The 6,185-nt window shown below is 58.4% G+C and carries 5 protein-coding genes; all 5 read right to left on the bottom strand.

The features are described 5' to 3' along the window. Positions 1-368 precede the first annotated feature (368 nt). A complete protein-coding gene (locus N0B51_RS14680; protein WP_259963345.1) occupies positions 369-1,532 on the bottom strand; it encodes an OprO/OprP family phosphate-selective porin in 1,164 nt (387 codons plus the stop codon). A 31-nt stretch (positions 1,533-1,563) separates the two neighbouring features. Next, entirely contained in the window at positions 1,564-2,319 is a 756-nt protein-coding gene (locus N0B51_RS14675; protein ID WP_259963344.1) for an alpha/beta hydrolase, read from the bottom strand. Positions 2,320-2,375: 56 nt separating this feature from the next. Next, positions 2,376-4,040 (bottom strand): ABC transporter transmembrane domain-containing protein, encoded by a 1,665-nt coding sequence (locus N0B51_RS14670; RefSeq protein WP_259963343.1) that lies wholly within the window; start codon positions 4,038-4,040, stop codon positions 2,376-2,378. Then, complete coding sequence (locus N0B51_RS14665; protein WP_259963342.1) at positions 4,037-5,200, bottom strand: P-loop NTPase family protein; 1,164 nt, start codon at positions 5,198-5,200, stop codon at positions 4,037-4,039. Before N0B51_RS14665 ends, N0B51_RS14670 begins: the two co-directional genes overlap by 4 nt. A 270-nt stretch (positions 5,201-5,470) precedes the next feature. After that, on the bottom strand, positions 5,471-6,103 hold the full coding sequence (locus tag N0B51_RS14660) for a tyrosine-type recombinase/integrase (protein WP_259963341.1): 633 nt from the start codon (positions 6,101-6,103) through the stop codon (positions 5,471-5,473). Between the last annotated feature and the right edge of the window lie 82 nt (positions 6,104-6,185).

The raw sequence follows: 6,185 nt of genomic DNA, 5'->3' as shown, positions 1-6,185 counted from the left end.
CATCCAGTTGCGGACGTTCAGGTTCGCGTCCGCGTTACGCCTCGTCTCGGACAAAGCGATCATGCTTTTGGTTTTTCAAAGTGGAAATTCTTGTAGGCCGTTCAAGCCAAGGAGAAGACCAACGGCGTACGCACTGTTCGATCATGCCGATCAAGGCCGCGCGACATGGAACTTTCGAAGGAAGGTCGGAAGGGATATTTGGATTTGCTCGTTTACGACCGCTAGCACCCCAAGCATGAGCGCGTCACTCCTTTGGCATCACCCTGGATACCGTGCGACCTTCGCCTTAGTCCGGTTCGTCATTCCGAAGTTACCGATCAAGCGAAGATGCCGGGCCTCACGACCCGGCACCCCGCCTCCCGTGTCGGTCAGAATGCGATCTGGAACCGCGCAACGCCCAGATCAACCGCGCTGTCAGGTGAAAGAAGGACGTCGGTGTGCTCCGAGCGTACATAGTTGGCCATCAGCCGGACATTCCGATTGATGTACCAGTTCGCGCCAAGCGTTATTGTCTTGGCCTTCCCGCGATCAAGCGTAGCATCGTCAAGATTGAGTTCGCTGTAGCGCGCAGCCAATTCGATGGCCCCGCCCTTCTTGCGGATCCTGGGACCCGACGGAGAACCCATGCTGCTGGAGTAGCGATACCTCTCGCCGGTCACCATCCAGCTTCCCTGCAGATACCATCCGTCATAGTCGAGATCGGGATCGAAATCCCGCTTCAACTTGCTCTTCACATACTGACCCTGCACCTGGAACGACTTGCGCGCATAGGCGAACTCGCCGCCGAAATTGTCCATTTTCGAAGGCGAGCCAATCGTCCCCGTCGAAATCAGATTGGGCGCGAGCAGGGAACCGGGGCTGCTGGAAAAGCTGACTGTCTCATCAGAATGAAATGACCTGTGTTCATACGCGAGCGCGAAATGGAGGAAACCGCGTCGTCCCTCGATGGGGGCAAAGCTGGCACGACCGGCAAAGCCACGGCCACGCTCCTTCGCCTGACCATCCTCATCATCCAGGGCATCGCCAAAATATCCGCCGCTGATAGTCCAGTGATCGTCAGACACCTTGGCAACCGCTCCAAGGCCGAATTTCGGAGTAAGCGCACTTGTGAGGGAGCGCTCGACAAATGTCATGTCGTTCGAGCTCTGCATGTCCTCGAGACTGAAGGGAACGATTACATTACCGCCCTTTATCTCGACACCATCGGCTGGGCGGATCCTTGCCCATACATTGCGCCAGCCGTCGGTACCTGCAAACTCGCGATCGACCCGAACATCGAAGACGTCGCCGAACTTGGCCGAGAACTCCAGGCGGGCTCGGCGCCAATCGGCATCGCTATCACTTGTCTGTGCATCATAGGTGACGGCATCGAGATGAAGCCGTCCACCTAGCGTTAGTTCAACATCGCCTTCTTCAAAGCTCAGACCGTCAGCATCAACGGCGATTCCGTCTTTCGCTGTTGCAGGTGCGGCTAGCACAAGGCAGGCCGTTGCGGCACCAACGGCCAGCAACTTCGATTGACGCCTCTTCATTGTACGTACTCCCGTCCAAAGGATTTGTGTTTCAAGAATTATCCCACAGTTCGAATGTCAGCCGTGGAAGATCATGGTCCGACACTGCCTCGGCAAAGCAGTGTCCAAGTCCGCCAAGAATCGTCAGGCTACTATTCTGATGAGCGCCCCATTTCCGCATGGCCCGATGCCAGCGAACCGCCCGTTCAAGGCGCGTTCTTCCTTGCCTGCGATCCATGCCTGGGCTGCTTCGCAGGGTTCCATCCCGAACGACATCCTGGTCGCCCACGACAACATGAAAAGGTATCGCACCAACTGCATCTTCATCGAAGGATGGCTCATCCAGAGGCAGGCCGCGCAGCCCTTGAGGATAGGCTCGCGCGTTATCGGGGAAGGTATACCAACCAGGCGCCACCAAGACGCAGCTACGGACGGATCTAGGGTGCACAAAGGCGAAGCGGTGGACGAATTGGCCACCGCCGGAAAAACCGAACAGATCAAATCGCTGCTCTGACAGGCCCAACTCTGCCCGAATGGCACCGATGATATCGAACAAGGCGCGGTCGGCCCGGATGCCGCTCTGTCCATCGATGAGTTGCTGATATTGACCAAAGACAGATCGCCGGAACAGCGGAGCGATCAGGATGGTGCCATGCTTCTCGCTTTCCGCGACAAAACGCAGGGTCTGCTCGCAAGCATTCTCAGAAATGCCATGCACCAGCACCGAAATCCGGCTAGCTGGCCGGGATTGCGGTACATAGATGAAATAGTCCCTCTGCGGCTCGCCAGCCAGGGCGCGGCTGACCACGCGACCCCTCGGAAGCGCTGGCTCGGGCCTGGCCAGATATGGCGCTGTAAGCCCATTCATCGAGCATTAGTCTTTTTGTCGTCTGGGCCGGGTACTGAATGCAGCCGCTCGCGAGTGCTAGCTCGGACACCACCGTTCTCGATCCGCCAGTTGTGCGTGGCGATCTGGCGCAGCGCATGACGCTGTGCAGTGATGACCACAACGCCGGGATAGGTCGAAAGCTTGGCGGCTAGACGCTTGGCGACGCTGTCCGGTAAAGAACCATCGACCGAGTCCAGCAAGAGCAGCGGAGGGCTGCCCAACATTGCCCGAAGTACAAGGATGGCTGCGTATTCGCTGCTGGAAAGCGCATTTCGCGGCTCGTTCAGTCTCCGCTCATTGGCAAGGTTCATCCCACCCATGCCCATTTCCCCGATCAGCCGATCTATCTCTTCGTTCGAGGCAGAGGGATGGCGATACTTCAGGTTCATCCCGACGCTGCCCGGCAACAGCGGCACTGCGTGGCTTGCGATCCCGATTTGCCGTTGCCTTTCGGTGTCGCGCATTGCGGACAGTTCGGCACCGTTTATCCAGACTTCGCCGCGCGAAGGGGCCTGAATGCCACCGAGAGTGGCCATCAATGCCGACTTCCCGCTCCCTGACGGACCATCGAGAAGGATTATCTCTCCCGGCTTGGCGAACAGATCGTAAGGCTCTGCCATGGCAGCAGTGGCGATCTTCGACAGTATCAGCCCCGTATCGCTTTCCCGGGCCCTACGCTTGCGCCGCTTGACCCTGGGCGCAAGTGCAAGAAGCCGGTCGATACGCTGGAAGGCGACATGTCCCGGAACGAACAGTTCGAACGAACGCCCCATGTCCTGAAGGGCATGGCCCATGACACCGGCGAGACTGACCAGACCCATAACCTCTCCGGGCGTCACTTCGCCTCGGCCAACCCCGGATCCCATGACCGTCAGCATCAGTACCAGCATGATCGCGGCGCTCGACTGGCTCAGGCCGCGCAAAGCCCCAACGAGCCAAGCCCGCTTCATTGAGACGGATATCAGATCTCGCGACCGTCGTTCAAGCTTCGTCGCCTCGCTACCGCTGCGCCCCATGGCAACGATTGTCGTTGCCGCCTCCAGACGGCCAGCCACAAAACTGGATAATCCGCCGCGCTTCCTGCGTACATCGCGGGTGACCCGATCAAGCGGGCCATGAATGCTCCATGCGCATGCGGCCAGTATCGCGATCGTTGCCGCCAGCAAGGATGCAAGCAGGGGATGGTCGATGGCGATATAGCCGATCAGCAGGACCGTGACCGCGCAACCCAGCATCAGGCGGGCGACGCCGTCACCAACCCACAAACGGATCGCCGTAAGATCGCCGACGAAAGGCAGCAGCAGATTTGCGCGCTTACCCTCCGATGCGGGGCCCGGCGCTGCGCGGAGTATGTGTCTGAAAAGCCGGATTCGCAAATCGTGGACAAAGGCCAGACCCAGGCCATCGGTCAGTCGTCGCTGGAAGGCGGTTGTGACAAACAGCAGCCCCAGCGCAAATGTGGCTGAAACGCCCGGGTCCAGCGCAGCATAATCCTGTCGCGGCGTTCGACCGATTGCCACATCGAGCAGCCTGCTTACACTGCTTGCCAGGAAAATCGCCGTTCCGACATGAATGAGGGCAGCAGCAATCAGGCCGGCAAAACGCAACTTGTTGGCGAGGATGAAGGCTCGCAGGCTCATGCAGTGCGGGCGTTTGTGCCGCCCCCGACGCTGAAGCACAAATTTGTGGCTATATGCGGGTCCATCAGATCGTCCGGCGTAAGGACTGAACTGTCGATATTTGCAGCGACTTCGCGCATCGCCAGTGGCGAAGCGGTAACAAGGCCGGTTAACGCCAGCAAAGACAGGTTGTGGCGCGCAAGCCAGTCTGCGCCGCCCACCGCGCCCATCGAATTGCTGGCGGCGAACAAAACCCCGGTGACAAGACGCTGAAATGTGGCCGATTGCAGAAGGCCTGACGTCTCAGCCTGGAACAGGCCGTCCGCAACTTCGAGCACGACAATGTCCGCCCCAAGTCCCGTCACGTGGTCGACCAGGTCGGTCGCGACCTGCTCCAAAGAGGGTATCGGAAGACCGGCGGTTGTCGCGTATCCGAGGTCGGTAAAATCGAAGACCCATTCCGCACCGGCATCCGCCATGGACCACAGATCATTGCCCGAACCGGTCCCACTTACCTTGATGCCTGCCACGCGCAAACCTGCCCGAGCCAATCCGTGAACCAGCGCGGCGGCGGACGTCGTCTTGCCCGAGTTCATCGATGTTCCGGCAATCGCAACGACGATAGGGCGATTCCCTCTAGGAACCGGACGCGGCAAGGCAAAATCGGCAAGGTTCAGAGGTTTGCCCCTGACATCGGCCAACAGCCCGATCGGTTTGATCCGGGTGGCCCGCCTCGTCTTGCTATGCCGACTAAGCACCCGCGCGGCGATACCGCCGCTTGCAACCAGTTCGCATGGAGACAGGTCAGGAGGCACATCGGCCTCGAACTGGTCCGGAGCGTAGCGAGCGCCAAAGGCGACGATAATTTCGTCTCCAGGATAAAGCGTGGCGCGTCGGCCAGCGGGACTTTCCAGTTTGGCGTGATGCCCGATGGTTTCGACTCGGGCGAGCAGCAAATCCCCGGCCTGAGGCGTTCCCTTCCGAAGCAGGCGATCGGTGGCGGAAAAATCGATCCGTCGGCAAGCAAAGCTCTTGCGAGCCTTGTTCAACCTCGCGATGAGCTTCGCATTTACAGAAGAAGAGCGCCCTACTTCGCAATCCTCGCTGAGACGGGCCTCTGCTGCGGAGATGGCTACAACTGCTTTCATTCGAGACCCGATCTGCTCTGCGCCTGTTTTCACGTGGCGCTAGATTGCGAAAATTGCATCATCGTTAATTTCGAGGAAATTTCGGGCAGAGTGCCTGATTTTCGCCGGTCGGAAGTTCCCGTGCGACAGTCGGAGGAGATGGGCGGAATTGTCGATCGGGTACTGCGGCCGAATCAACCAGATCCAGATTTCACGTACATCGCTCTCTTGCTCAGAACACCAATAAATGGGGTGCGAGTCGTCTGTCCTCTTCCCACCCCATTGGCGGACGCCAGCCCATAGCGAGCTGGCGCCCAACAACACTCAGATTTCAGTCTTCTCGGCGAGAGTAAGAGCGTCTTCTATATCGACGCCAAGATAACGAACGGTATTCTCGATCTTGGAGTGCCCCAGCAGGATCTGAATCGCCCTGATGTTGCCTGTCGCCTTGTAGATGATCGAGGCTTTGGTTCTGCGAAGCGAATGGGTTCCGTATTCCTCGGGCCGCAAACCTATCGCATCAACCCACTCATCAACTAGTCGAGCATATTGGCGAGTGCTGAGATGTCGCGCGTGATCGATGCGGCTCGGAAAGACAAAGTCTTCGACTCCACCTGCTCGGCGTTCGAGCCAAGCGAATAAGCTGGCCCTAGCATCTGATGAGATTTCAAATTGAACTGGCCGGCCTATCTTTTGCTGCGTGATCGTCGCCCGCGTCCTGACTTCCGTGCCAACGACGAGGTCGCCGATCTTGAGCGCGACGAGATCGCAGCCTCTCAACTTGCTGTCGATCGCCAAATCAAAGAGGGCTCGATCTCGAATACGTTTCTCGCGATCGAGAAAGAACCGGATCGCCCAGATCTGTTTCTGATTGAACGGACGCTTTGGGCCGATCTTTGCTCCAAAATTCCATGGCACACGGTTCTGCGCCGATGGGTCGTATTGAGAGTATGTCATTTTCATTCTCCTTGGCCGGAATGGCCGCATAGAAGGTCTGCTTTTGGGAACTAAGAATTCGGATGCCTACGTCTTGGATCGG

This window comes from Tsuneonella litorea (assembly GCF_025154015.1).
Lineage (GTDB): Bacteria > Pseudomonadota > Alphaproteobacteria > Sphingomonadales > Sphingomonadaceae > Tsuneonella > Tsuneonella litorea.
The sequence above is the reverse complement of the archived record's forward strand: the minus strand, read 5'-3'. Positions and strand labels throughout refer to the sequence as shown.